Genomic DNA, 25,239 nt, shown 5'->3' with positions numbered 1-25,239 from the left:
GGGCGCGCGCTGCCGGGCATCCGGCGCCCGGTGCCCGGCAGCGCGCGCCCCGCATCCGGAGTCCGGCCACCGGCATCCGGCCCCCGGCATCCGCGGGGATCAGACCGAGAAGATCTGGCCCGTCTCCACGCCGTCGACCGAGCGGACGACCGCGCGGGCCGCCTCGGCGACAGGGGTCTGCGGGAAGCCGGGGAAGCTCGAGTGGTAGCCGGTGGCCTCGGCGATGACGCTCGGGCTCACCGTGTTGATGCGGATGCCGCGGGGCAGGCCCACGGCGGCGGCGATCGCGAACGAGTCGAGGGCGCCGTTGGCGACCGACGCGGCAGCGCCGGTCTCGATGGGCTCTGCGGAGAGGACTCCGCTGGTGAGGGTGAACGAGCCGCCATCGCGCACGTGCGCCGCGCCGTGCGTGACGAGGGCGATCTGACCGAGGGCCTTGTCCGCCACGCCGTCGCGGAAGTCGTCGAGCGTGAGTTCGGTGAAGGGCTTGAAGGCGACGACGCCGGTGGCCGAGACGACCGCGTCGACATCGCCGATGCGCTCGAAGAGGGCCTCGATCGAGGCGGGGTCGGTGAGGTCGACGTGCTCGCCGCTGTTGCGCGAGGCGCGGATGACCTCATGGCCCGCAGCTTCGAGGGCGGAGGCAGCCTCCGATCCGATGAGTCCATGGGCTCCGACGACGAGGATGCGCTTGGTCATGTGCTGGGGTCCTTTTCTTCCGGTCCGCTGTCTCGTCCATTCTCGCGCGCGGGCGGCCGGAGTGGGTCGGGGCGCCTGGGCGGCTGCAGGGCCGCCGCACCGCCCGGGCGCCTCGCCTCAGGCGCGGAAACCGAACCTCGCCAGGTCCTTCTTCCGCCCCGAGTCCTGCAGGGAGAGGAGCTCGGCGTAGATGCCGCCGGATGCCGCGAGGGCCTCCGGGGTGCCGATCTCGTCCACGTTGCCGTCGCGCAGGGTGACGATGCGGTCCACGCTCGCGATCGTCGAGAGGCGGTGGGCGATGATCAGCGAGGTGCGCCCGGCCATGAGCTCCTCGAGCCCGGCCTGGACCTGCCGCTCGGCCTTGGTGTCCAGGGCCGACGTCGCCTCGTCGAGCACGAGGATCGGGGCATCCTTGAGCATCGCGCGCGCCACCGCGATCCGCTGGCGCTGCCCGCCGGAGAGCCGCAGCCCGCGCTCGCCGATCACCGTGTCGTAGCCGCCGGTGAAGCGCTCGATGAAGCGATCGGCGTTCGCACGGCGGGCGGCCTCGCGGATCTCCTCGTCGGACGCATCGGGCCTGCCGTAGGCGATGTTCTCGCGGATCGTGCCGGAGAACAGGGCGGCGTCCTGGAAGACCACGCCGATCTCGCGGCGCAGCTGGCCCAGCGGCAGATCTGTGAGGGAATGCCCGGCGATGTCGACGCTCCCCGTGCGGGTCTCGTAGAGGCCGAGCAGCAGGTTCACGATCGTGGACTTGCCGCCGCCGGACTCGCCGACCAGGGCGACCTTCTCCCCGCGCGCGACGTCGAAGGAGACCCCGTGCAGAACGTCCTCGCCGTTCTCGTAGGCGAACCGGACGTCGTCGAAGGCGATCATCGGCGCGCCGATGACGGGCACGGGAAGATCCTCCGCCTCGAGGCCGTCGGCGTCGGGTGCGGCCGCCACGTGCGGGGTGCGCGGATCCACGGGCGTCTCCATGACGCGGAAGTAGTCGCGGGAGCCCGCGATCGCGCGCTGGGACGAGTCGATCACCCAACTCATGGACTGCACGGGATCGCGGGCCATGTTCATCAGCTGGATCAGCAGCACCATCTGGCCCAGCGAGAACTGGCCGCGTGCGGTGAGCACGAAGATGATCGCGTAGATCGCGAAGAAGATGAGGTTCAGGACGCCGCGGCGCAGCACGTCCATGCGGTGCCAGTGGGCGGACTGCTCGGAGGTGAGGTCGTCGGTCGCCTCGAAGCGCCCCCGGAAGCCGTCGAGCTCCGAGCGCTCGCGCACGAAGGACTTCACGACGCGGATCTGGCCGATGACCTCGGCGAAGCGCCCGCCCGCGTGATCCACCTGCTCGTTCTTCGCGCCCTCGAGCTTCTGCCACTTCTTCGAGGTCAGCGCGGTCAGCCACACGTAGACCGGGAAGATGATGAGCAGCAGCACCGCGAGCGGCCAGAAGTAGAAGGCGGAGATGCCCAGGACCGCGAAGGTCGTGATGAGCATCGTCGCGAAGGAGTTCGAGAAGGTCTTCGCGAAGTTCGAGACCTCGGCGATCGAACGGTTCAGGCGCGAGACGATCGTGCCGGTCAGCTCGGTGTCGAACCAGCGCTGAGGCAGGGCGAGCAGCTTGTCGAAGTAGCGCACCGAGAGGATCGTGCGCAGGCGGTTGCTCATGCGGTCGCCGTAGTAGCCGCCGAGGTTCGACAGCAGCGTGTTCGCGAGCTCCGCGAGCAGCAGCGCGAAGGCGAGCCAGAGCACGGTGCGGGTGGCGGAGGCGGCGTCGATGCTGCCGCCCACGGCGTCGGTGACCACGTCGGTCGCGTGCCCGATGATGAAGGGGACGGCGAGGGACGTCAGCGCGGTGACGACGGAGCAGAGGACGATGAGGAGGTAGAGCGGGGACAGCTCACGGGTGAAGCGCACGATGCGCACGAGGGACGACACCGTGTCAGCCTAGGTGCCGGGCTTCCCCGGGAGCCCGTCGCTCCGCTACCAGCGAAGCCCCGGACCGGCCGAGGTGTCCTCGTCCGCGCGCCCGCTCGACCGCTCCTCCGGCTCGCCCTCTCCTCCGGCTCCTAGGCTGAACGCATGAGCCGCGACCCGAAGACGCCCTCCCCCGACCCCTGGCACGTCGCCGACATCGACGTCGATCTCCACCTCGAGCTCCTCGGGCTCGAGCGCTCGGAGCCGGACCTCGCCCTGCTCTCCGAGCTCCATCGCAGGCACGTGCACACGTTCCCCTTCGCGAACGTGGACGTGCTCCTGGGCGACCACCCCGGGGTGGCTCCCGCGACCGTGTCCCGGAGGCTGCTGGTCGAGCGCACCGGCGGGTACTGCTTCGAGCACGCCCAGCTGTTCGCCGCGACGTGCGAGTCGCTCGGCTTCACGGTCACCCGACGCCTGGGGCGCGTGCACGGCCCGGACAACACCCGCACCCACATGGCCCTCGAGGTGCGGCTCGACGGCGAGAGGCTGCTCTGCGACCCCGGTTTCGGGCTCTCGATCACCGGGCCGATACCGATGTCCGACGGCGCCGTGCGGCACGAGGCGCACGGCGAGTACTCGCTGCACCGCGGAACGGCAGGCGGCGCGGAGACCTGGGAGCTGCGCCGCAGGGACAGCACCGCCCACGTGATCGACACCCTGCCCGTGGTGCCTGCCGACGTGCGCGGCGGCCACGTGATCACCTCGAGGGACCCGGAGTCGGGCCCCTTCACCCATCACCTGATCGTCTCGAGGTTCACGGAGGAGGGCCACTTCAGCCTCGCGGACACGGCACTGACCATCCGCCGGGAAGGTGAGCCCACCGAGCGTCGCGACCTCACGCCCGCACAGTCCGTGGACACCGCACGGGACCTCGGGGCCGCCATGACGCCGGATCGGAGCGCCGCGCTGCGCCGACTCCTCGAGCAGAACGTCGGCGAGGACGGCTCCGCGCACTGACCAGGGGTCGGGGCCGCGGTGTCGGGGGCGCGGTGTCAGGAGCGCAGCGTCGGTGGCGCAGCGTCAGGGTCGCAGCAGGGTGCGGTCAGGGTCGCAGCAGGGTGCGGAAGGCGCTCAGCGTGCCCTCGAGCTCGATGTCGGGCTCGAGCAGCCACTGGATCTGCAGGCCGTCCGACGCCGCGACGAGCAGGGCCGCGATCTGCGCGGGGTCGACGTCGGAGCGCAGCTCCCCCGCCTCCTGCTCCGCGCGCACCCTCGCCTCGAGCGCGACGCGAAGATGCGCGAAGCGCGAGGTGAAGAAGTCCTTGGCCTCGGTCGAGCGCGCCTCGAGCGAGGCCGCGACGAGCGTCGAGTAGAGCTGGACCAGGCCGGGGACCTCGAGGTTCTGCACGGCCGCCTGCACCATCACATCGACCGCCGACGAGGGCTCGGGCAGGTCCGGATCGTCGTCGCGCGCGGCCTCGGCGTGGGCGTAGACCGCCACCAGCAGCTGCTCGAGGGAGTCGAAGTAGTGGCGCAGCGCCGCGTGCGAGACGCCGATGGCCTCGGCGATCCGGCGCAGGGACGTGCCGTCGGCCCCGCGCTCGCGGAAGACCTCGATGGCGCGGTCCAGGATCTGGCGGCGTCGCGCCATGCCCTTGGCATAGGCGCCCAGCCGGCCGATGGTCGCCTGCTCCTCGGCCTGCTCCTCGACCTGCGCGCCGACGCGCGCGCCGTGCGCCGCGTCGTCCTGTCGGGGAGCCGCGTCGGCCCGACCGGAGGCCGCGTCGTCCCGTCCGGGAGCTCCGTCGCTCCCCTCGCCCTGCTCGCTGCTCGTCATGGCCCGCACGATACCCCGAGAAAACCTCCACACGGTACTTTTCCGTGCTAGCGTGACGCCGTACGCACCCATCACCACTCCTGAAGGAAAGAAGGGCACCGTGGCTCTCCCCCTCGGCTCCGTGCAGCTGTACACCCTGGCCCAGCAGTTCTCCGACGACATGGGCGGCTCCCTCGACAAGCTCGCCGCGATCGGCCTGAAGAACGTCGAGGCGTTCGACTTCGTGCGCCGTCCCCGCGAGATCCGCTCCGCGCTCGATGCGAGCGGCCTCGCCTCCCCGACCGGCCACGCGCCGCTGCTCTCCGACGAGCTGTGGACCCCGGACGGCTCCATCCCGACCCCCGCCAACGAGGTCGTCTTCGAGGCCGCAGCGGAGATCGGGATGACGACCGTCATCGACCCGTTCGTGCCGGTCGAGCGCTGGCTCACGCAGGACGGCGTCAAGGACATCGCCGAGCGCCTGAACGCCGCCGCCGAGACCGCGAAGACCTTCGGGCTGAGCGTCGGCTACCACAACCACGCGCAGGAGTTCCTCGCGAGCTTCGACGGGAAGACCGCGTACGAGTACATGGTCTCCCTGCTCGATCCGAGCGTCGTCATCGAGCTCGACCTGTTCTGGGCGATCGTGGGCGGGCAGAACCCGACCGAGCTCGTGCGCTCGCTCGGCGACCGCCTCGTCGCGGTCCATGTGAAGGACGGCGTCCCGCCGCAGGGCAACCCCTTCGCGCCCGACGCCCCCGACTTCGACTCGGCGAGCCTCGACCAGCGCCATCCCGGCGAGGGCGACGTGCCCACCGAGGACGCCCTGCACGCCGCCGGCGACTCCCTGAAGTACGCCGTCATCGAGTACGACCACACCCCCGGCGACGTCTTCGAGGACGTCGCCGCCAGCTTTGCCTTCCTGCGCGACGGAGGATTCATCGCATGAGCACCACCCGCAGCACCGGCGGCCCGATCGGCGTCGGCTTCATCGGCGTCGGCGTCATCTCCGACACCTACCTGGAGAACCTGAACTCGTTCCCCGACGTCGAGGTCCTGATCCTCGGCGACCTCGACGTGGAGCGCGCGAAGTCCCAGGCCGCCAAGCACGGCGTCCCGGCCGCCGGCACCGCCGAGGACGTGCTCGCCCACCCGGACGTCCAGGTCGTCGTCAACCTGACCATCCCCGCCGTGCACGCCGAGGTCTCCGCGAGCGCGATCGCCGCCGGCAAGCACGTGTGGACAGAGAAGCCGCTGGGCCTGGACCGCACGTCCACCGCACAGCTGCTCGAGGACGCGAAGGCCAAGGGCCTGCGCGTGGGCTGCGCGCCCGACACCGTGCTGGGCCCGGGCTTCCAGACCGCCAAGCGCGAGATCCTCAAGGGCACGATCGGCACGCCGCTGTTCGCCCAGACCTCCATGCAGTGGCAGGGCCCCGAGGTCTTCCACCCGAACCCCGGCTTCCTCTTCGCCAAGGGCGCGGGCCCGCTGCTGGACATCGGCCCGTACTACATCACGGCACTCGTGAGCCTCTTCGGCACCGTGGACAAGGTCGCCGCCATGGGCCTGCGCGCGCAGCTCGAGCGCACCATCCAGGTGGGCGACCGCGCCGGGGAGACCTTCCCCGTCGAGGTGCCCTCCACGCTCTCGCTGCTCACCAGCTTCGAGGCCGGCCAGCAGGCGAACTCGCTGGTCAGCTTCGACTCGCCGCTCGCCCGCCAGGGCATCGTCGAGATCCACGGCACCGAGGGCTCGATCTTCCTGCCGGACCCGAACATGTTCGAGGGCGCGATCTCCTACGTGAAGCCCTTCGAGTCCTTCGGTGAGGCCCCGCCTGTGCAGGAGCGCATCGAGATCCCGCAGGAGGGCACGGTCACCGGCCGTGGCCTGGGCCTGCTGGACATGGTCCGCGCGATCGCCGAGGACCGTCCGCACGTCGCGAGCGGCGAGCTGGGCTACCACGTCCTGGACATCATGCTCTCGGCCGAGGAGTCCGCGGCCAGCGAGGAGTTCGTGGCCGTGAAGAGCTCGGTCTCGGAGGTGCCGACGGTCCCCGTCGACTTCGACCCGTTCGCGTCCACGATCTGACCCACGGCAGCACACAAGGCCGGGCGGCGCGCATTCGCGCGTCGTCCAGCCTTGTCATGCGTCCGGCTTCGGTGGTTCAGAGGTATGGACGCGTGATGAGCTCCAGATAGTGCCCAGAGGGGTCCAGAAGATAGACGCCACGGCCCCCATGCTCCGTGTTGATCTCTCCGGGACGGGTCCTCGTGTGGTCCGCCCAGTGCTCGCGCCCGCTCGCGCGGATCGAGGCGAGAGCGCGGTCGAAGTGCTCGTCGTCCAGCAGGTATGCGTAATGCTGAGGCGGGAAGTCGATCGGTGGGGTGGCGAACTGGAGCAGCACGCCGTTGCCGATGATCAGGTTCTGGAACACGCCCCAGGAAGGGGCCTCCTCCGCTTCCAGCAGGTCGCGGTAGAACGAAGCGAGTCCCTCAGGGTCGCGAGTGGCGATGATGGTGTGGTTGAAGTGCGCGGTCATGGTTCTCCTCGGTCGGTGCGCGGGGTCGGGTGGGTCGACGGCGAGCGCACGACGGGAGGGGCGCGGATCAGGGACCGACCAGGTCGCCTGTCCGGGAGCGGCCGCAACGGGCCTGACTGGTCATCATCGTCGGCGACTCTACGGCGGCGACTCCGGCCCGTCCATACCTCGTCCCGCTACAGCCACCCGTTGTCGGTGGCGCGGCGCACGGCCTCGGCGCGATTGGCGACGCCCAGCTTCCCGATCGCGCTCGAGACGTGGTTGCGCACCGTGCCCTCGGAGAGGAACACCCGCGCGGCGACGTCGGCCGTCGAGCCGCCGTGCGCGCAGGCGCGCAGCACCTCGGTCTCCTTCGCCGAGAGCGGGTTCGGCCCGGCGGCCAGCGACTGCGCGGCGAGCTCGGGATCGACCACGCGCAGGCCCTGGTGGACGCGGCGGATCGCGTCGACGAGGCGCTCCACGGGGGCGTCCTTGATCATGAAGCCGTCGGCTCCCGCCTCGAGGGTGCGGCGCAGGTAGCCGGCGCGCCCGAACGTCGTCAGCACGATGATGCGGGTGCCCGATCCCTGCAGGCGCTCGGCGACCTCGAGCCCGTCGGCCGGTCCCGCCCCGCCGTCCGCATCGGACCCGGCGGGCATCTGCACGTCCAGCAGCAGCACGTCGGGATGCTGCGCGGAGACGGCGGCGAGGGTCCCGGCGCAGTCCGCGGCCTCCGCGACCACCTCGATGTCGGCCTCGAGGCGCAGCAGGGCCGCGAGACCAGAGCGCAGCAGGGCCTGGTCGTCGGCCAGGGCGATGCGGATCGGTGCGGTCGGCGTGCCGGGGGCGGCAGGGCCACCGAGGGTGGCAGGGCTGCCGGGGGCGGCGGGCGCATCAGGCATGGTGGACTCCTTCGTCGAGCGGTCTCCCGGAGTGCGCGAGGTGCGCGGTGAGCACGGTCCCCGCGCCGCCGTCGCCCGGGGCGACCACGAGCTCTCCCCCGCCCTCCTCGACGCGGCGCGCGAGGCCGTCCAGTCCCGAGCGGGTGCGATCGCGCGGGATGCCCACGCCGTCGTCGGCGACGCTCGCACCGCCCTCGTCCACGCGGATCGTGCAGCGCGTGGCGCGGGAGTGGCGCACCACGTTGGTCACGCCCTCGCGGATCACGTACCCGAAGAGCTCGGCGCGGGCGTCGTCGAGCTCGGGCAGCGCCGCGGGGACGTCGGCCTCGATCCCGGCGGCCGTGAGGACGCTGCGGGCCGAGGCGATCTCGGTGGCCGCGCGCACCTCCTGCATGCCGCTCACGGTCGCGCGGACGTCGGCCAGGGACTGCCGGGAGATCCGCTCGACCTCGGAGATCTGGGCGCGCGCCGCCTCCGGGTCCGATTCCAGCAGCCGCTGGGCGAGCTGGGCGGAGACGGTGATGGTGGTGAGCGAATGGCCCAGGATGTCGTGGAGGTCCCGGCCGATGCGCTCGCGCTCGGCGGCGACGGCGAGGACGGCGTTGCGCTCCTCGGCGCGGGCGAGGCGCTCGGTGAGGATCTCCCGCTCGATCCCGTACCCCACGCCCAGGGAGATCATGAGGCCGACGAGCGCGAGGATGATCGCGATGTACTGGCCGGTGAGCACCGCGAGCAGGCAGTCGACGAGAGTGAGCGGGAGGATCACCACCCGAGCGGTGCGCCAGGGCAGCGCGATGGTGTGCGCGATCTGCACGAACATCACCATGTAGAGGACGTTCGAGCCGATCGCCGGGACGAACAGGGCGATCAGCAGCCACACCACGGCGATGAAGCCGTACCCGAAGCTCGGGCTGTAGGCCTTGACCCCGGGCAGGAGGAGGAAGGCCGCGCTGAAGGCGAGGGACAGCACGATGATCGCCGTGGTGCGCACCGGGGTCGGTGGGTCGAACGCGGGGATGATCACGAACAGCATGAACAGCAGCGAGGGCGCCGTGTAGAACATCGCGCCCGAGTCGACCGCCGCCCGGTACAGCCCGCGCAGGGTGCGCGGATGCTGCTCGTCGCAGCGTGCGAGGGGCGGCGCGGTCGCGGCGAGATCGGGTCCGCGGCGTGCGGAGCCGGTCAGTCGTGCTGGCGCCATGGGGTCTCCTCCTCGCGGACTGGCAGCGATTCTTCCAGCATTCCCACCCCGTGGGGCTCAGCGGCGCGAGGCGGAGCGCGCGGCCCGCCCCAGCAGCAGGGCCGCGATCAGCGCGAGCCCGAAGGTCCAGGCGGCGAGGGTCACGAGGCCGCGCACCGGGAAGTCCTCGCCGATGATGCCCCAGGTGCCCAGCTCGCCCACCCAGTACGTCGGGGTGGAGCGGGAGATGGACTGCAGCCAGCTCGGGAACATCTCGTAGGGGAACCAGAGCCCGCCCGCGACGGCGAGCAGCATCATGCCGATGGTGGTCGCGGCGCCGACGGCGCTGGGCTTCAGGGCGAGGCCGACGACGAGGCCCAGCAGCACGAGCGGCAGCATGCCGATCCACAGGGCCAGCAGCGAGCGCACGGCCTCGAGGGCGTCGAGGTGGATGCCGGCGACGAGCGCCCCGGCGAGGTAGACGCCGATGAGCGCGGGCAGCACCACGGCCATGGCGGCGACCATCTTGCCCACGACGAAGCTGCGGGGGGTGAGTCCCGCGACCATGAGCTGGCGCAGCCAGCCGTTGGTGCGCTCGAGCTGGATGATCGCGCCCGCGTTGACCGCGGCGCCCAGTCCGCCGTAGGCGGCCATGCGCACCATGATGAAGGTGCCCACGGTCTCGCCGCCCTCGCCCATGGCCTCCTTCCCGAAGATCTCGTTGAACATGAGGAACATGAGGATCGGCAGGGCGACCGTGAAGAACAGGAACATGCCCTTGCGCAGGGTGGTCGTGGTGGAGGCGAGCGCGAAGCGCGCGGTGCGCCGCAGCTGGCTCGCCGGGGCGCCGCGACTCGCGGTGGCGGCGGACGACGGAGCGTGGACGGTCACGGGTGCGGTGGTCATGGCGTCTCCTGGGAGATCAGTCGGGCGGGGAGATCGGTGGGGTGCGTTCAGTGGGGTGCGCTCAGTGGGTGGTGAGCGCGAGGAAGGCGTCCTCGAGGCTCGGGGTGGCGACCTCGACGTCGCTGACGGCGGGGAGGCCCACGCCGGTGAAGAGCCCGCGCAGGGTGGCGTCGGAGTCCGTGGTGGCGAGTCGGAGGCGGCCGTCCTCGAGCGCGTCGACGCTGGTCACGCCGTCGAGATGGGCAAGGGGGCCGGCGGCGGCGTGGTCCGGCACGCGCAGGGTGATCGCGCGTCCGCCGATCCTGGCCTTGATCTGCGCGCCGGTGCCGTCGGCGACGATGCGCCCTTGGTCCATGACGACCACCCGGCCGGCCTGCTGGTCGGCCTCCTCGAGGTAGTGGGTCGCGAAGACGATGGTGCGGCCGTCGGCGGCGACGTGGCGCATGCGCTCCCAGAAGCGCCGGCGGGTCTCGACGTCCATCGCGACGGTGGGCTCGTCCAGCAGGATGACCTCAGGGTCGGGCAGCAGGGCGAGGGCGAAGCGGACCCGCTGCGCCTCCCCGCCCGAGAGCTTCGAGGTGCTGCCGCGCAGCAGGGACGAGATGTCGGCGCGCTCGATGACCTCGTCGAGCGGGAGCGGGTGCGCGCAGACCCCGGCGACGAGGTTCAGCATCACCCGCACCGGGGTGTCCTCGAGGAGGGCGCCGTTCTGGAGCATCGCGCCGACGAGGCCGCGGCGCGCGGCGTCCGTGGGGGTGGTGCCGCAGATGCGCACCTCACCGGCGTCCGGGGTCGCGAGCCCGAGCATCATCTCGGTGGTCGTGGACTTGCCGGCGCCGTTGGGGCCGAGCAGCGCGAGGATCTGGCCGCGCGGGACGGCGAGGTCGAGGTCGTCGACGGCGGTGAGGGAGCCGAAGGTCTTGGTCAGAGCCCGGCAGTCGATCGCGGGCCGGGAATCCTGGGACGGGGCCGGGGTCGTCTCGTTCATGGCTCCAGCCTCCGCCGCGCCGTGGCCGCGGGCCCATCGGGCGCCGTCACGTCCCTCCCATGACAGCTGTCATGGGAGAGGCACGGGCGTCATGGGGCCCGGGCGCTCAGTCCGCGGCGGGCAGGCTGCGCACGGCGGCGGAGACGGTGCGCACGAAGAGGATGAGCCAGGCCATGACGGTCGCGGCCGCGCCCATCTCGAAGGCCGTGAGGTTCAGGTACCCCACGCCCTTCCACAGCATCAGCAGGGCCAGCAGCGCGATGATCACACCGACGGTGACGGCGAGGAAGCTGCCGGGAAGGCGCCGGAACAGCACGGGGAAGCCCACGAGGGCCGCGGCGAAGACGAGCACGATGCTCTGCGCGGCGGCATCGTGCCAGACCCGCTCCGCGTCGACCGGGATCAGCGCCACGGCGATCACGAGCAGCCCAAGGACGATCAATGCGAGGCGCACGAGCGTGGCCCGGGAGCGGGTCTGGCCGGTCGCGCGGCACCAGAGGGCGACGTCGTGGCCCACGAAGTCGCCGATCGCCGCGAGCGCGAGCCCCGCCAGCAGCAGGGTGAGGTTGAAGGTGAGCCCGCCACTTCCCGATCCGAGCGCGGAGAAGTGGTGGTGCCACCACTGCGGGTCGCTCGCGCTCAGCGCGGCGGCGAGCGCTCCGGTGACCAGGAACGCGGCCAGCAGCACGGACAGCGACTCGCTGGTGAGCGCAAGAGCGCTCTCCACGCAGGCGTACGCGCAGGCCGCGGCGGTGATGGCGACCCACACGGCACCGGTCCAGCGGTCCAGGGCAAGTCCCAGGAACGCCGAGGCGAACACCCCGTACAGCGCGCTGCACAGCAGGAAGGCGAACACCGCGTGGAGCGCACCCAGGGCGAGGATGTTGGCCGCGCTGCGGACCCGGGAGATCTCCCGCAGCCAGGGCTGGCGGCGCGGGGTCATCGTGAGACCGGCCAGGACGAAGCCGATCAGGCCGGCGCCCATCCCCGCGTACGCGGCGACCTCGCCGATCGAGCCGCGGCCGAACAGCGGGAGCGTCGTCCGCAGCGAGAGCAGCCCCAGGCCGAGCCCGAGCACGGCGGAGCCCGCTGCGCACCACAGGGCCGCGGTCTCGTCGCGGGAGGCGTGCGGGGAGCGCGCGGTGGTGGGATCGACGGCCAGGCCGGCGGTGGGGTCGGCAGTGTGGTCGGTGGTCGGGTCGATGGTCGGGTCGGCGGACAGCTCGGGGGACGGCTCGCGCATGCCTCGATTCTCCCCCGTGCAGGGGCGGATAGGCTCGCCGGGTGCTCGTCCGTGATCTGCGCCTGCTCGCGCCCTCGCCCGCATCGCCCGTGTCGGTCCGTCTGCGCGACGGGGTGATCGCGGAGATCGGCGCGGATCTCGCGCCGTCCCCGGGCGAGGAGGTGCTCGATGCAGGCGGGGCCCTCGCGATCCCCGGCCTCTGGGACCACCACGTGCACGTGGGCCAGACCGCCCAGGGATACGCGCGGCTGGACACCGCCGGGCTCGCCTCGGTCGACGAGGTGCTGCGGGAGGTCGCCTCCGCGATCGCCGCCCGCCCCGCGGGATCCGCGGGCGCCGAGGCGCTGATCGGCTTCGGCCACCGCCTCGTGGACATGGCGGGCGACCCCACGGTGGCCGGGCTCGATGCCGTCGCCGGGGAGCTGCCCGTGGTGCTGATCGGCGGCGACGCACATCATGCCTGGATGAGCTCGGCCGCTCTGCGTGCGCTGGGCCTGCCGCCCCGGCGCGGGATCGTGGCCGAGGACGAGTGGTTCGACGCCGTCGCCCACCTCGACGACCTGCCGGGCGTCGCGGCGCACCTCGAGGCCGGGGTCAGGCGGCTCCAGGAGGACGCGCTCGCGCGCGGGGTCGTCGGACTGACGGACATGGAATGGGCCGACAACGCGTCGCTGTGGGCCAGGCGCGAGGCCCGGATCCGCGTGCGGACGGCCACCTACGCCTCCGGGCTCGATGGAGTGCCGGGGTCCACCGGCGAACCGATCGGCAGCTCGGGGCTCGTGACCATGGGCCCGCTCAAGGTGATCGCCGACGGCTCGCTGGGCTCGCGCTCGGCCTACTGCCGCCACCCCTACGCGTTCTCCGGGGAGGCAGGGGCGCACCCGCTCGGCGGCGGCTTCGGGGTGCTCAGCCACATGGCCGACGACCTCGCGGCGCTGCTCGCGCGGGCCGAGGCGCGCGGGCTCGCAGTCGCCGTGCACGCGATCGGCGACGCGGCCGCCGGGGTGGTCCTGGATGCGCTCGCGGAGGCCGGCGCGGGTCGCGGACTCGGCGGCGTGGGCGGGCGCGGGGACGGGCCTCGGATCGAGCACGCCCAGCTGCTGGCCGACGAGGACGTGGCGCGGATGGCGGCGCTCGGGGTGCGCGCCTCGGTGCAGCCCGCCCATCTGCTCGACGACCGCGACCCCACCGAGGAGGTCTGGCCGGACGACGCGCAGCGCTCCTACCGCTTCCGTGACCTGCTCGACGCGGGCGTCGATCTGCTGATGGGCTCGGACTCCCCCGTCGCGCCCGTGGATCCCTGGCTCGCCATGTCGGCGGCCGTCCACCGCAGCGCCGACGGACGCGAGGCCTGGTTCCCCGCCCAGCAGCTGCAGCCCCTCGAGGCCCTCGCCGCCTCGACCGACGGGGCCGGGGTCCGGCCCGCGGTGGGAGCACGCGCGGACCTGGTGCTGCTCGAGGATCCGGCCGATGCGGCGGGCGCCGGGCTCTTCGCCGACGTGCCGCGCGGCGCCGACGGGGTCTTCGTGGAGTCCGCGGCACGGGAGGCCGCCGCGCGTCTGCGGGAGGCGCGGCCGCTCGCGACCCTCGTCGACGGGCGGCTCGTCTTCTCGCGCTGAGCGCGGGGCGATCAGCGCCGGACGATCAGCGCGCGGCCCCTCCGTCGCCCCGTTCGAGAAGCGGCGCGAGCCGATCCACCGAGGCCTGCAGGCTCGCCTCGGTGGTGCGCCGGGCGCGCTCCTGGCGCACGGGGTCGTGCAGGTCGGTCCAGTCGTAGGTGTGGATGACGCGGGTGCGGCCCTCGCCCAGGGGTTCGAGGTCCCAGCGCCAGAGGTGGCCGGGCGGCTGCTCGCCCTCGGGCGCGGGGAGCCAGGCGATGCGCAGGCCCTCGTCGAAGTCGACCACGTGGTTCTCGCGCACGGCGCCCGTGGTCAGCGTCATCGCGAAGACGTCCCCGACGCCGCGCACGCGCTGGCCGGAGGCGGCCTCGGCAAGGTTGTCGTTGCCGTCCCATGCTGTCTGGAGCGCCGGGTCGGCGATGTGCTCGAAGATCTCGCCGGGAGCGGCCGCGATCACGCGGCTCGCGCTCACCACGCGCGGGGCCGCGTCGGCGGCATCGTTCTGGGTCTCGTCCATGGCGCTCATTCTGCCCTCCGGTTCTGCCCTCCGGGCGGCCCGTCGTCCCGTCGTGGTCTCCCCTGGGGAGTCTGCGTGTCCACTGTGCACACCATGTCGGCATCTTCCGGGCAAGGGGTCTACAGTGCCGCACTGTGACCCGGGTCGCCCTCCGCGGCGGCCCGCCCGCACCACAGCCACGACCGGAAGGAGTGTGCCCCATGGACACCACGACGGGCGCCAGCACATCGACGCAGCCCCTCACCCTCGAGCTGTCGAGGCTCCGGGGCTACCGGGTGCGCGAGATCGGGTTCGTGCTGGGGCGCCTGCGGATCCGCTTCGAGTCCCCCACGGGCTCGAGCGAGCAGCCGCTCCTGGAGTGCCTGGTGATGCCCACCGTGCTGAAGGAGCACTCGATCGTCTCCTCCGATGACGAGCGCTGGGCGGGCGCCCTGCGCGAACTCATCGGACAGGACGTCACCGAGACCTATGAGGAGCAGGGCATCGGGCTGCGGCTCGAGCTGACCTACGGCTCCCTGCGCATCCACCCGCGTCCCTCCCAGCGCGACGGCACCGCCGTCGCCCGTCTGAGCGACTTCGGGGACGGCGCGCGCAGGGAATGGACCTCGGGCGTCGACTGCTTCGCGGACCTGCACCGCGAGCTGCGCTGACCTCAGCGGCCCTGGGCCCCGGGACCGGCCCTCGGGGCTAGGTCGCCGGTGCTAGGTCGCCGGGGCTCGCTCGCCGCGGGGCGCGGTCCTGCCGAGCGTCCTGTCGGCCACCGAGAGCACGAGCAGGAGCACGGCCGCCGCGAGCATCACCAGTCCGAGGTCGTGCATGCCCCTGGTGTCGGCCTGTCGGCCGAAGAGCACACCGCTCGCCGAGGACGAGCCGATCGCGCCGAGGTACATGAAGGTGCGCAGCAGTCCCGCCGCCGCCCCCATCTGCTCGCTGCGCGCCTGCCGGTAGACGGCGTTCTGGTTGGCGAGGTTCAGCAGCCCCTGCGGGATGCCGAGCACGACGGCGATCCCGACCAGCAGCACGAGGGGCGAGCGGTCCCCGAGCGCGAGCACCATGGCGCACGCGAGGATCTGGGCGAGCGAGCCGACGATCAGCTTCCCGCGCAGCGCCTCGCGCCGTCCCGTGAGGGCGACGACCGCGATGCCGACGGCGAAGGTGGGCAGCAGCACGAGACCGGAGAGCGAGGGACTGAGCCCGCGCGCCTCCTGCATCCACTGCGTGAAGCCGTAGATGTACCCGTAGCTCACGAGCGCCGCGAGCACCGAGCGCAGGTAGGTGCGCACGAGGGCGGGACTCGCCCGCAGCATCCGCACGTCGATGAAGGGGTCGACCCGACGCAGCTCGCAGATCCAGAAGCCGGCGCCCGCCGCGAGGACGGGCACGAGCAGCCAGAGCCGGCCGACGGACGGGTCCATGACCAGGAGCAGAAGGCTCACCAGGGCGATCGTGAAGAGTACGATCCCGACCACGTCGATGCGCGCGCGGCCGACGGGCCGGCGGCTCGGCGGCAGATAGAGGCGGCCCAGCACGAGGCCCGCGGCGCCCAGCAGCACGTTGATCGCGAGCGTGCTGCGCCATCCGCCCACGTCGATGAGCACTCCCCCGAGCACCGGCCCGATCACCGAGATGGTCTGGGTGGTGATGCTGAGCGCGCTCAGCACGGCGGCGGGGCTGTCCACGCCGGTGCGATCGCCCTCGTCACGGATCAGGCGCATCGCCGAGGGATAGCCCGCGCAGGTCCCGAAGCCCAGCACGACGCGCGCCGCGACGAGCACCCAGATGTTCGGGGCGAAGGTGCCGATCACGCCGGCGAGCAGAGTCAGCGCGGAGCCGACGAGGAACATGCGGCGCGCGCCGTAGGCGTCGACGAGGCGCCCCATCAGCGGCTGGCCGACGGCAGTGGCGAGATACAGGCCCGTGATCAGCCAGGTCGTCTCCCACGCGGGAGCGCCGAGCGCGACGCCGATGGGCACCAGCGCGACGGCGATGATCGAGGAGTTGATCGGGTTCAGGATCGACCCGAGCATCATCGGGGAGAGCAGCCGGCGATCGAAGCGATCCGGTGGCGAGGGGCGGCGGGCGATCGCCGTCATCGCTGCAGCAGGCGCTCGAGGAGGGCGGCCGCGGCGATCAGCTGCGCGCGCTCGTCCTCCGTGAACTCCTCGGTGAGGCCCTGCTCGAGCCAGGCCTGGCGCATCCCGCGAGCCCCCTGCACGTAGTCGAGGCCCGCCTCGGTGACGGCGATGATCTGGCGACGGCCGTCGGCGGGATCGGCCGTGCGCTCGATGAGGCCGGCCTTCGCGAGAGCCGCCACCGTGACCGCAGCGGCCTGGGGCGAGATCCGCTCGGCCTGGGCGAGGGAGGCGCCGGAATCGGCGTCGCCGCGCACGAAGAGGGTTAGGGCGGAGGCCTGCGCGGGCGTGAGGACATCGCTGCCGGAGACCGCGAGGAGGCGACGCCGCAGCCGACCGACGACCCCGCGCAGGGCGTGCGCGGCCTCCGCCGAGGAGGCCGGACGATTTGCTGGATCCATACCGTCAACGTACATTGATCAATATTCGTTGAGCAAACGTGGGTCGTGCCCGTCACGACCACCGTGCCCACCACGACCGCCACGACCGCTGATCGCACAGACCGAGGAGCACTCCCCCATGACCGCACCCGCCACCGAATCCCGCGAGACCACGGGCTGCGCGGCGCGCACCGTCCTGCTCGCCATGGACTTCCAGCACGGCATCGCCGACCGCTTCGCCGGCACCGGCGTCCTCGAGCGCGCCCGAGCGGCCGTCGAGGCGGCGCGGGACTCCGGCATCCCCGTGGTGTGGGTGCGCGTGGCCTTCCGGCCCTGCTACCCCGAGATCGCGCCGACCTCGGGCTTCGCCGGCATCTCGGCCCGCGCGGGCGAGACGGGGATGACCGAGGACTCCCCCGCCACGGCGCTCCACGAGGCGCTCGCCCCGCGCCCGGAGGAGCCGGTCGTGATCAAGCGCCGGATCAGCGCGTTCACCGGCAGCGACCTCGAGGTGCTGCTGCGGGGCCCGCAGGCCGAGTCGCTCGTGCTCGCCGGGATCTCCACGAGCGGCGTCGTGCTCTCGACGCTGCGCCAGGCCGCGGATCTGGACTTCCGCCTCACCGTGCTCGCCGACGCCTGCGCCGACCCCGACGAGGAGGTGCACCGCGTGCTCACGCAGAAGGTGTTCCCGCGTCAGGCGACGGTGACCACCGTCGACGAGTGGGCCGAGGGGCTCACCGGGGCCTGAGCTCGCGCGCTCACACCTCGCCCAGGAGCGTCTCGGCGTTGCGTGTGGTCAGGCGCCGCCAGCTGGTCGCGCCGAGGGGAGGCTCCGCGCGGTCGATGCTCTCGATCTGCGCGTCGACCGCGGGCGCCGGGGTCCAGCAGGAGTCGCTGCCGTAGAGCACGCGATGGGATCCGGCGACGTCCACGAGCAGCGGCGCGGCGTGCGGGAAGGGCGTCCCTGCGAGGTCGAACCAGAAGCCGCGCAGCGCGTCGGCGAAGGGCGCGCCGCCCAGTCCGAAACCGTCCTGGAAGAGGGCGACACGGTCGGACAGCAGGGCCAGGGAGGCCCCGGAGTGCGGGACGATCACGCGCAGACCGGGATGGCGGTCCAGGGCGCCAGCGAGCACGAGGTCGACGATGCTGCGGGTCGAGTCGGCCATGAACTCGAGCATCGGGCGCGGACGGCCGAGGGCCGTCCCGTCGGCCCCGACGGGAGAGGTCGGATGCACGAACACGATCGCGCCCGCCGCCTCGAGCTCCGCCCAGAGCGGCTCGAGCACCTGGTCGCCGAGGTACTGGCCGCGCGCGTTCGACTCGAGGATCACGCCGCGCGCCCCGGGCAGCGCGAAGGCCCGACGTGCCTCGACGCGGGCCGCGTCGACATCGGGCAGGGGCAGGGAGGCAAAGAAGGAGAGGCGCTGCGGATGCTCGGCGACGAACGCGGCCGCGGCGTCGTTCACCGCGCGGGCGAGCGAGGCCGCGGACACGTCGTCGCCGAAGTGGACGCCGGGCGAGGATACCGAGAGCACCGCGTGCTCGATGCCGCGGCGGTCCATGTCCTCGATCTGCGCGGCGAGGTCCCACTGCGGCCATCCGGGCATGCCGTCGGGGTGCTCGATCCCCGCGGCGCGCGCGGCGTCGACGTAGTCGTCGGTGACAAAGTGGGCGTGGACGTCGATGAGGCGGTCTGGGGCTGTGGTCATGGCGGGCAGGGTACGCCCGCCATGACCACGGCCGCCGGGCGCCTCAGGCGGTGCGCGCGAAGAGGTCGAAGAACTCGTCGGCGAGCACGACCTCGACGTCCTCCGGGAGGCTCTCGACGAGCTCCTTCACGTCCGACGGTGTCCAGCTCCAGGCGTTGATGAGCCCCGCGATGAACAGCGGCCCGCCCTTCTCGTCGGCCCCTCCCGCGCCGCGCTCCTCCTCGATCTTCGCGAGCAGCTGCTCGCGGTAGGTCTCGACGCCGCCGGCGGGATAGAAGGTGCCCAGCAGCGGGACGGCGGCACCGGGGTCGCTGATCGCGCCCTTCTCGTCGGTCTGCATGATCCCGCGCAGCTCGACGTTCTTCGCATAGGACTCGAGGACCCAGTCGGGCAGGGTCGGCGAGGGCTTCCCGGACTCGGGCGTCGAGTACGCGTAGACCACGTCGAGCCCGGTGCGGGACTGGTAGCGGCCGGAGGCCTTCGTGAAGACGTCCAGCTGGTCCTTCGGCCAGGAGTCGCCGTAGGTATAGCCCGCGCCGGAGGGGCCGCACACCAGGAAGTCGTTCTCGGTGGCGGTGTGCTGGAAGTGGTGGAGCAGAGCGGGGCCGATGTCCTCGAGGAGAGGGGTGATGGTCCAGTTCATGGGCACGGCCCCGCGGGCGGGATCGTCCCAGAGCTCGCGCATGTGCCGCTCGCAGAACTGGATGTTGTCGCCCTCTCCGAAGGTGAGCGTGAGGTACGTGCGGTCCTTCACGCGGCCGCGCGAGGGCTTGGTGGGCCGGGCCCAGGTCGCGGCGGGGATGCCGGAGAGCACGCTGGCGTTCATGAAGTAGTCGGCGGCGACGACGATGACGCCGTGGGTGCTGCACAGCTCCACACCCGACCATTCGCCGTCCACGTCGTTCGCGAACCAGCCGGCGTAGACCGTTCCCGGGTCGACCTTCGCGAGCAGCTCGGAGAACTGGCTGCCGCTGTCGCCCGAGGGCGGGAGCCAGGTGATCAGTGCGCTCGTGGCGATCGCGAAGTCCCGGAAGGAGGAGAACGGCTCGACGCGGGTGGGCGCGGTCCCGGTCGCCGAGACCAGGTACTCGTTCTCGAGCTCGAGGTCGACGCTCACGTCGCCCGCTCCGTCCGGCACCTCGAAGCGGTAGATGAAGGAGGAGCCGCCGTCGGCGAAGCGCAGGCCGTCCTTGGTCTGGGAGCCGCTGCCGTCGAAGAGGAACTCGGCCTCCGCGTCGGTGCCGGGCACGAAGTCGGCGGCCTGCTCGCCGTCGACCGTGAGCGTCGCGTGGTGGAGGGCAGGGCCCCAGCCGTCCTCGGGGAAGGAGTCGGACAGGCGCACGAACACCTCGCCGTCGCCGACCTGACCGGCGAGGTCCACGGTCTGCGTGCCGAGGTTCGAGGAGTCGGTGACGCGCTCCTTCTCGCGCAGCAGCTCGGTCCATTCCACGCCGTCGACCTCGACCGTGTGGGTCGGCGGGAGGCCGACGAGGACCTTGTGGGTGCTCTTCCCCCAGAGGTGGTCGGTCGCGTACGCGTAGATGGCGGCGGGGTCGTCGTCGAAGCGTCCGCGCAGGTCCTCGACGACCCTGAGGCGGTGCTCGGAGGCCTGCTCGGCGGTGGCGACGACGGCGCCGCGCTGGGCGGCGATCGTGGTGGCGAGGTTGATGGTGTCCGGGGCGTCCATGTCGTAGACGACGGCGCCCACGATGCGGCGGCGGTAGCGGCCGACGAGATCGAGCGGGTGCTCCTCGTACCGGGTGCGCGCGGGCAGGTCGGGGATCCAGGTCTCGTCGACGTCGTCGGCGATGAGGTACAGCTCGGGGCGCTCGCGGTTCACCAGGCCCTGCAGGGTGATCAGCAGCAGACGGTCGAAGCCGTCGAGCTTCCGCATGTCTCCCACGCGCACCGTGCTCGCGGCGCGGTCGAAGGTCGGGAAGAGGTGCCCGCGCTCCCAGTGCACGGCAGGGGCCCCGCCGCCGGGGTGGCCGCCGTGGTGCCCGCCGGCAGGGGTGGGGCCCGCCGCGTCGGCCGACGGGGCGCTGATCGAGAGGGCAGCGGCGGCGCCCGCGGCACCGATGCCGCCGGCCAGCGCCGTGCGGCGGGTGAACGCGCGGGACGCCGAGCGCATCGGTGCTGTCGGCTCAGGGCGGGAGGAGAGGGCAGGGCGGGGCAGATCCACGGTCATCATCGACTCCTGTGGCGGTTGGGGATCTGCACTGTAACCGCGCGATGCTCACGTGGGAAGGGCGGGTCGGGGGCACGAGACGACAGGTGGGGCGGTTCGTCGGGAAGGTCCGTGTCGGCGGGCCGCGGACTCGCTCACCCCTTCATGCCCGAGTGGGCGAGGCCCTCCACGACGCGGCGCTGGAGGACGATGAACAGGATCATCAGCGGCAGCATCGCCATGAAGCTCGCGGCCATCATCACCGGGTAGTCCGTCGTGAACTGGCCCTGCAGGGACGTCAGTCCCACGGCGAGGGTGGTCTTCTCGTCGTAGGTGGCGGCGATCAGCGGCCACATGAGGTCGTTCCAGGAGGCGAGCGCGGTGAGGATCGCGACCGCGCTGAGGGCGGGCCCCGAGAGCGGGAACATGATCCGCCAGAACGTCTGCCACGGGTTCGCCCCGTCCAGGCGCGCCGCCTCCTCGAGGGAGGCGGGCATCGACAGGAAGTGCTGGCGCATGAGGAACGTGCCGAAGGCGCTGAAGACCCCCGGCGCGGCGATGCCGGCGATCGTGTTGAGCAGCCCCAGGTTCTGGATCACCCCGTACTGCGGGATGAGATAGATCTGGTACGGGACCATGAGGATCGAGAGCACCAGGGCGAACACGAGGTTCTTCCCGCGGAACGTCATCCGCGCGAAGGCGTAGCCGGCCAGGGCGCACAGCAGCAGCTGTCCGATGACGCGGGCGATCGTCACCAGCGCCGTGTTCACGAACTGGTGCAGGAAGGGAACCTGCTCGAAGACCGCGGGATAGTTCTTCCACTGCGGCGACGCGGGCAGCCAGCTGGGCGGGACCGAGGTGACCTCCGCCTGCGTGGACAGCGACATGTTGATCTGCCACAGGAACGGGAACACCATCAGGATCCCGCCGATCAGCAGCACCGCATGCGTCGCCCATCGGGGCCGACGCGCTCGGGTCCCGGAGCGGGCCCGATCGGCCGCCGTCGAGCGCGCACTCGTGCGTGCCGTCGTGCACTGGGTCGTGCGTGCGGACGTCTCACTCATAGTGGACCCACCTCCTCTGCAGGCGGAACTGCAGCAGCGTGAACGCTCCGATGATCGCGAGGATGAGCAGGGCGATCACGGAGGCGTAGCCCTGGTTGTTCTGGCGGAACGCCTCGGAGTAGAAGAGGTACACGAGCGACTGGGTGTCGGCCATCGCGGGGTTCGCCTGGCCCATCATCGCGAAGAGCAGGTCGAACAGCTGGAAGCCGTTGATGGCGGTGATGATGGACAGGAAGAAGATGCTGGGCGTCAGCAGCGGCACGGTCACCGAGAAGAACTGGCGCACGGTGCCGGCGCCGTCGAGCTGCGCGGCCTCGTACAGCTCGGCGGGGATGCCGCGCAGTCCCGCGCCCAGGATGATGATCGCGAGCGGCAGGCTCGACCACAGGCCCACGATCGAGATCGCCAGCAGCGACCACCAGGGAGCGGTCACCCAGTAGGGGCCGTCGATGCCCACGAGGGAGAGCGCCCAGTTGACCAGGCCGAACTCCTTGTTGAAGATCATCCGCCACACGAGCGAGACGGCGACGGGCATCGAGACGGCGGGCAGGAAGAACAGCACCTGGTAGAAGCGCGCGAAGCGCAGGCCCTTCTGGTTCAGCAGCGAGGCGATGCACACCGCGAGCGGGATGCCGCACAGCACGATCACCGTGTAGATGAGGGTGTTGAGGACGGCGCGCGAGATGAAGGAGTCCTGGAGCAGCTGCGCGTAGTTCTCGAGTCCGTTGAAGGTGCGCCCGCCGAATGGTCCGAACACCGTGAAGGAGTTGATGACCGTCGCGAGGATCGGCCAGAAGTAGAAGACGGCGATGCCGATCAGCAGGGGGCCGAGGAACACGAGCGGCCACCAGCCGTCGGCCCTTCGGCGCCTCCTGCGCGGCGCTGCCGCGGCGGTCTCATGACTCATCGGCGAGCACTCCGTCCATCCGATCGGCGAGGTCCTTAGCGGTCTCCGCCACGTCGCCGGGGCCGCCGACGATCTTGGGGAGCAGGAGCTCCTCGAGCTGGTTCCAGGCCGAGGTGTTCTGGGAGACCGGGTAGGGCAGGGCGGTCTCGGCGGCGTCGACGAAGAGTTCGAGGTCGAAGCCCGGGAGGGCGTCGAAGAAGCTGTCGTTGGTGCCGATGAACGCGGGGTTCGCGGCGCCCGCGGCGCCTTGGATGCGGGCCGCCTTCTCGGACCCCAGGAACGACAGGAACGCCGAGGCGGCGGGCTTGTGCGTTCCGTGCGCGCTCATCGCATAGCCGATGCCGTGGATGACGTTGCCCTCCTGCTTCCCGTGGATGAGCGGGGCGGCATCGATCTGCTCCTTGACCACGGAGTCCTGCAGCACGGCCGCCTGCCAGTTGCCGGAGGTCATGAGCGCCGCACGGCCGTCGCTGAAGAGGTCCTGCGGAGGGTTCTCGGTGGTGTACCGGACGTCGGGGGCGATGCCGTCGTCGATCATCCCGCGTAGGAAGTCGAAGGCCTCGAGCGTCCCGGGGTCGTCGTACCCGGAGGTCCTCTTGTCCTCGGAGACGATGAAGCCGCCGGCCTGCAGCGCGAGCGGGTAGATGTAGGCCTGGGTCTCGATGCCGCCGGGATTGCCCCAGATGCGGTCGGAGCGGAGCTTCCGGGTCACCTGCTCGGAGGCATCGCGGTACTGCTGCCAGCTCCAGGAGCCGTCGGGTGCGTCGACGCCCGCCCGATGGAGCAGCTCCCGGTTGTACCAGAGGCCGATCGTGTCGAAGTCCTTGGGGATCGCGCAGGGCTTCGCGTCGTAGGTGTAGAGGGCGATGAGGTTCTCGGGATAGTTCTTCGGGTCGAACCCCTCGAGATCGCTGAGGTCCTGGAGGAGTCCGTGGGAGGCGTAGAGCTCGAAGTTCGGGCCGTTGATCCAGAACACGTCGGGCAGGTCGTCGCCCGTGGCCTGGATGCGCAGGCGCTCGAAGTAGCTCGCATAGGCGGCGATCGACATCGTCACCTCGATGCCCGGGTAGTCCTCGTGGAAGGCGTCGATGATCTGCCGCATCGCGGGCGCCTGGGCGGCGTCCCAGATCTGGAAGCTGATCGAGTCCTTCGCGTTCTTCGCGGCCATCGCGCCGAGCTCCGGGGAGGCTCCGCCGCCTCCCGAGGAGCATCCGGAGAGCGCGAGCGCTCCCCCGGCCGCGGCGACGCCTGCGGCTCCTAGCAGGGTGCGTCTGCTGGTCACGCCCACTCCTTCGTGCTCATGGTCCGGCGCTCGCGAGGACGGCGCCGACGACGGATCCACCGTAGGGCATCACCGGAGTCCGCGTGAATCGCTTCACCTGTGGTGATACGGCCGGCTCCCAATAAATCTCTCGACCACGCTCCCCCGCCCGCCGTACGGTGCTGCTGAGCGTCGGCCGCCATGCGCCGACCCCGAGGGGAGGAGGACCCGATGGTTGTCACCGTGCTGACCCCTGCCGTCCTCCGCTCCACCTCGACCTGCTGACCCCGCAAAACCCCGCGCACGATGCGCTGCTCCGCGGTGAACCCCGCGCCGCCGGGCCGCAGGTCCCCACCTCGGGAGAACCCCACATGGCACCGTCCTTCGACTGGGACACCTTCTATACGACCTCTCTGGTCACCGCCGGCGTGACCGACGACGACCTTCCCTGCGACCCCGAGGGGCCCGGGCCCGACCAGCGCTGGTCCACCTGGCCCGAGACGGCCCACACCCTGGACCGCGGCCCGCAGCCGTTCCCCGCCTGGGTGGTCCAGCACGAGGGCGCGGTCGACACCGAGCTCGGCGTGCTGAAGACCGGCAAGGAGGCCGACGCCTTCCTGCTCGAGCGCGCCCTGCCGCCTGCCCTCCGCACGGGAGCGCCCGGCGAGGCCGCACTCATGGTCGCCAAGCGCTACCGCACCGACGAGCACACCTCCTTCCACCGCTCCGCGCAGTACACCGAGGGCAGGCGGGTGACCGATTCCCGCGAGGGCCGTGCGATCGCCCGCGGCAGCGCCTTCGGCAAGCGCGCGGCCGCCGGACAGTGGGCGCGCGCCGAGTTCGACACCCTCTCCCGGCTGCACGCCGCCGGCCTCACCGTCCCCTATCCCGTGCAGATCCAGGGCACCGAGGTCTGCATGGAGTTCATCGGGCTCGGCGGGGCGACCGGCCAGCCGGTCACGCCCGTCGCCGGTCCCCGCCTGCACGAGCGCCGACCGTCGGCCGAGCGCGCCGCGCAATGGGCCCGGGAGCTGCGCGACTTCGTGCTGCGCCTCGCGGAGCTGGGGCTCGTCCACGGCGACCTCTCGGCGTACAACGTGCTGGTCGATCCGCGCAGCGAGGACGAGCGCCTGGTGGTGATCGACGTGCCCCAGGTGATCGACCTGATCGCGAACCCCAACGGACCGGATTTCCTGCGCCGGGACTGCGAGAACGTGTGCACCTGGCTGCGCGCCCACGGAGCCGCCCCGCATGCCGCCGACGCCGAGGAGTGGTGGACCGGAGCGATGGAACGGCGCGGATGAGGCGCCG

General features: G+C 71.8%; 24 protein-coding genes. 7 read left to right on the top strand and 17 right to left on the bottom strand.

Translation table 11 applies throughout. From position 1 onward, the window contains the following. Window positions 1-99: 99 nt before the first annotated feature. Entirely contained in the window at window positions 100-699 is a 600-nt protein-coding gene (locus tag I8D64_RS10305) for a short chain dehydrogenase (protein ID WP_200502480.1), read from the bottom strand. Window positions 700-816: 117 nt separating this feature from the next. Further along, window positions 817-2,637 carry an ABC transporter transmembrane domain-containing protein gene (locus I8D64_RS10300; protein ID WP_200502478.1) on the bottom strand — a complete coding sequence of 607 codons (1,821 nt, stop codon included), beginning with the start codon at window positions 2,635-2,637 and terminating at the stop codon, window positions 817-819. A 144-nt stretch (window positions 2,638-2,781) separates the two neighbouring features. Here I8D64_RS10300 and I8D64_RS10295 point away from each other — a divergent pair, with 144 nt between their 5' ends. Further along, window positions 2,782-3,636, top strand: coding sequence for an arylamine N-acetyltransferase family protein (locus I8D64_RS10295; RefSeq protein WP_200502476.1), 855 nt, complete (start codon window positions 2,782-2,784; stop codon window positions 3,634-3,636). Between the two features lie 85 nt (window positions 3,637-3,721). On the opposite strand, the gene I8D64_RS10290 is transcribed toward I8D64_RS10295, so the two are convergent. After that, on the bottom strand, window positions 3,722-4,270 hold the full coding sequence (locus I8D64_RS10290; RefSeq protein WP_239204408.1) for a TetR/AcrR family transcriptional regulator: 549 nt from the start codon (window positions 4,268-4,270) through the stop codon (window positions 3,722-3,724). A 286-nt stretch (window positions 4,271-4,556) separates the two neighbouring features. Here I8D64_RS10290 and I8D64_RS10285 point away from each other — a divergent pair, with 286 nt between their 5' ends. Both I8D64_RS10285 and I8D64_RS10280 read left to right on the top strand, forming a co-directional pair. Continuing rightward, entirely contained in the window at window positions 4,557-5,384 is an 828-nt protein-coding gene (locus I8D64_RS10285; protein ID WP_200502472.1) for a TIM barrel protein, read from the top strand. Continuing rightward, window positions 5,381-6,523: a Gfo/Idh/MocA family protein gene (locus I8D64_RS10280; protein ID WP_200502470.1), complete on the top strand. Its 1,143-nt coding sequence runs from the start codon at window positions 5,381-5,383 to the stop codon at window positions 6,521-6,523. Before I8D64_RS10285 ends, I8D64_RS10280 begins: the two co-directional genes overlap by 4 nt. 76 nt (window positions 6,524-6,599) lie before the next feature. Here the strand turns inward: I8D64_RS10280 and I8D64_RS10275 are convergent, their stop codons facing one another. The 6 genes from I8D64_RS10275 to I8D64_RS10250 form a co-directional block, all read right to left on the bottom strand. Beyond that, window positions 6,600-6,974, bottom strand: a complete 375-nt coding sequence (locus I8D64_RS10275; RefSeq protein ID WP_200502468.1) for a VOC family protein — start codon at window positions 6,972-6,974, stop codon at window positions 6,600-6,602. Window positions 6,975-7,150: 176 nt separating this feature from the next. After that, window positions 7,151-7,855: a response regulator transcription factor gene (locus I8D64_RS10270; RefSeq protein ID WP_200502466.1), complete on the bottom strand. Its 705-nt coding sequence runs from the start codon at window positions 7,853-7,855 to the stop codon at window positions 7,151-7,153. Continuing rightward, window positions 7,848-9,056 carry a sensor histidine kinase gene (locus I8D64_RS10265; protein WP_200502464.1) on the bottom strand — a complete coding sequence of 403 codons (1,209 nt, stop codon included), beginning with the start codon at window positions 9,054-9,056 and terminating at the stop codon, window positions 7,848-7,850. Before I8D64_RS10265 ends, I8D64_RS10270 begins: the two co-directional genes overlap by 8 nt. 57 nt (window positions 9,057-9,113) lie before the next feature. Further along, entirely contained in the window at window positions 9,114-9,941 is an 828-nt protein-coding gene (locus I8D64_RS10260) for an ABC transporter permease (protein WP_200502462.1), read from the bottom strand. Between the two features lie 61 nt (window positions 9,942-10,002). Continuing rightward, window positions 10,003-10,929: an ABC transporter ATP-binding protein gene (locus I8D64_RS10255; RefSeq protein ID WP_200502460.1), complete on the bottom strand. Its 927-nt coding sequence runs from the start codon at window positions 10,927-10,929 to the stop codon at window positions 10,003-10,005. A gap of 106 nt (window positions 10,930-11,035) precedes the next feature. Continuing rightward, window positions 11,036-12,172 carry a DUF998 domain-containing protein gene (locus tag I8D64_RS10250; protein WP_200502458.1) on the bottom strand — a complete coding sequence of 379 codons (1,137 nt, stop codon included), beginning with the start codon at window positions 12,170-12,172 and terminating at the stop codon, window positions 11,036-11,038. Between the two features lie 41 nt (window positions 12,173-12,213). On the opposite strand from I8D64_RS10250, the gene I8D64_RS10245 reads away from it, so the two are divergent. Next, on the top strand, window positions 12,214-13,791 hold the full coding sequence (locus I8D64_RS10245) for an amidohydrolase family protein (RefSeq protein ID WP_200502456.1): 1,578 nt from the start codon (window positions 12,214-12,216) through the stop codon (window positions 13,789-13,791). A gap of 25 nt (window positions 13,792-13,816) precedes the next feature. Here the strand turns inward: I8D64_RS10245 and I8D64_RS10240 are convergent, their stop codons facing one another. Beyond that, a complete protein-coding gene (locus I8D64_RS10240) occupies window positions 13,817-14,308 on the bottom strand; it encodes an SRPBCC family protein (RefSeq protein ID WP_200502454.1) in 492 nt (163 codons plus the stop codon). A 200-nt stretch (window positions 14,309-14,508) separates the two neighbouring features. On the opposite strand from I8D64_RS10240, the gene I8D64_RS10235 reads away from it, so the two are divergent. Further along, window positions 14,509-14,958 (top strand): hypothetical protein, encoded by a 450-nt coding sequence (locus tag I8D64_RS10235; protein WP_200502452.1) that lies wholly within the window; start codon window positions 14,509-14,511, stop codon window positions 14,956-14,958. Window positions 14,959-15,009: 51 nt separating this feature from the next. Here I8D64_RS10235 and I8D64_RS10230 read toward each other — a convergent pair whose 3' ends face one another. Continuing rightward, window positions 15,010-16,401 (bottom strand): MFS transporter, encoded by a 1,392-nt coding sequence (locus I8D64_RS10230; protein ID WP_200502450.1) that lies wholly within the window; start codon window positions 16,399-16,401, stop codon window positions 15,010-15,012. Then, window positions 16,398-16,841 carry a MarR family winged helix-turn-helix transcriptional regulator gene (locus I8D64_RS10225; protein ID WP_200502448.1) on the bottom strand — a complete coding sequence of 148 codons (444 nt, stop codon included), beginning with the start codon at window positions 16,839-16,841 and terminating at the stop codon, window positions 16,398-16,400. Before I8D64_RS10225 ends, I8D64_RS10230 begins: the two co-directional genes overlap by 4 nt. 118 nt (window positions 16,842-16,959) lie before the next feature. On the opposite strand from I8D64_RS10225, the gene I8D64_RS10220 reads away from it, so the two are divergent. Then, window positions 16,960-17,568, top strand: a complete 609-nt coding sequence (locus I8D64_RS10220; protein ID WP_200502446.1) for a cysteine hydrolase family protein — start codon at window positions 16,960-16,962, stop codon at window positions 17,566-17,568. Between the two features lie 10 nt (window positions 17,569-17,578). Here I8D64_RS10220 and I8D64_RS10215 read toward each other — a convergent pair whose 3' ends face one another. From I8D64_RS10215 to I8D64_RS10195, 5 genes are all read right to left on the bottom strand, one after another. Further along, on the bottom strand, window positions 17,579-18,529 hold the full coding sequence (locus I8D64_RS10215; RefSeq protein ID WP_200502444.1) for an amidohydrolase family protein: 951 nt from the start codon (window positions 18,527-18,529) through the stop codon (window positions 17,579-17,581). A 43-nt stretch (window positions 18,530-18,572) separates the two neighbouring features. Next, window positions 18,573-20,720 carry a GxGYxYP domain-containing protein gene (locus tag I8D64_RS10210; protein WP_214651181.1) on the bottom strand — a complete coding sequence of 716 codons (2,148 nt, stop codon included), beginning with the start codon at window positions 20,718-20,720 and terminating at the stop codon, window positions 18,573-18,575. Between the two features lie 131 nt (window positions 20,721-20,851). Next, window positions 20,852-21,760, bottom strand: a complete 909-nt coding sequence (locus tag I8D64_RS10205; protein ID WP_200502440.1) for an ABC transporter permease subunit — start codon at window positions 21,758-21,760, stop codon at window positions 20,852-20,854. Continuing rightward, complete coding sequence (locus I8D64_RS10200; RefSeq protein ID WP_200502438.1) at window positions 21,753-22,667, bottom strand: carbohydrate ABC transporter permease; 915 nt, start codon at window positions 22,665-22,667, stop codon at window positions 21,753-21,755. Before I8D64_RS10200 ends, I8D64_RS10205 begins: the two co-directional genes overlap by 8 nt. After that, window positions 22,657-23,949, bottom strand: a complete 1,293-nt coding sequence (locus tag I8D64_RS10195) for an extracellular solute-binding protein (protein WP_200502436.1) — start codon at window positions 23,947-23,949, stop codon at window positions 22,657-22,659. Before I8D64_RS10195 ends, I8D64_RS10200 begins: the two co-directional genes overlap by 11 nt. Before the next feature lie 350 nt (window positions 23,950-24,299). Here I8D64_RS10195 and I8D64_RS10190 point away from each other — a divergent pair, with 350 nt between their 5' ends. Next, complete coding sequence (locus I8D64_RS10190; RefSeq protein ID WP_200502435.1) at window positions 24,300-25,232, top strand: serine protein kinase RIO; 933 nt, start codon at window positions 24,300-24,302, stop codon at window positions 25,230-25,232. Window positions 25,233-25,239: the final 7 nt, after the last annotated feature.

The organism is Brachybacterium halotolerans (genome assembly GCF_016623465.1).
GTDB lineage: Bacteria > Actinomycetota > Actinomycetes > Actinomycetales > Dermabacteraceae > Brachybacterium > Brachybacterium halotolerans.
Note: the sequence above shows the minus strand (reverse complement) of the source record. Positions and strands in the feature narration are given on the sequence as shown.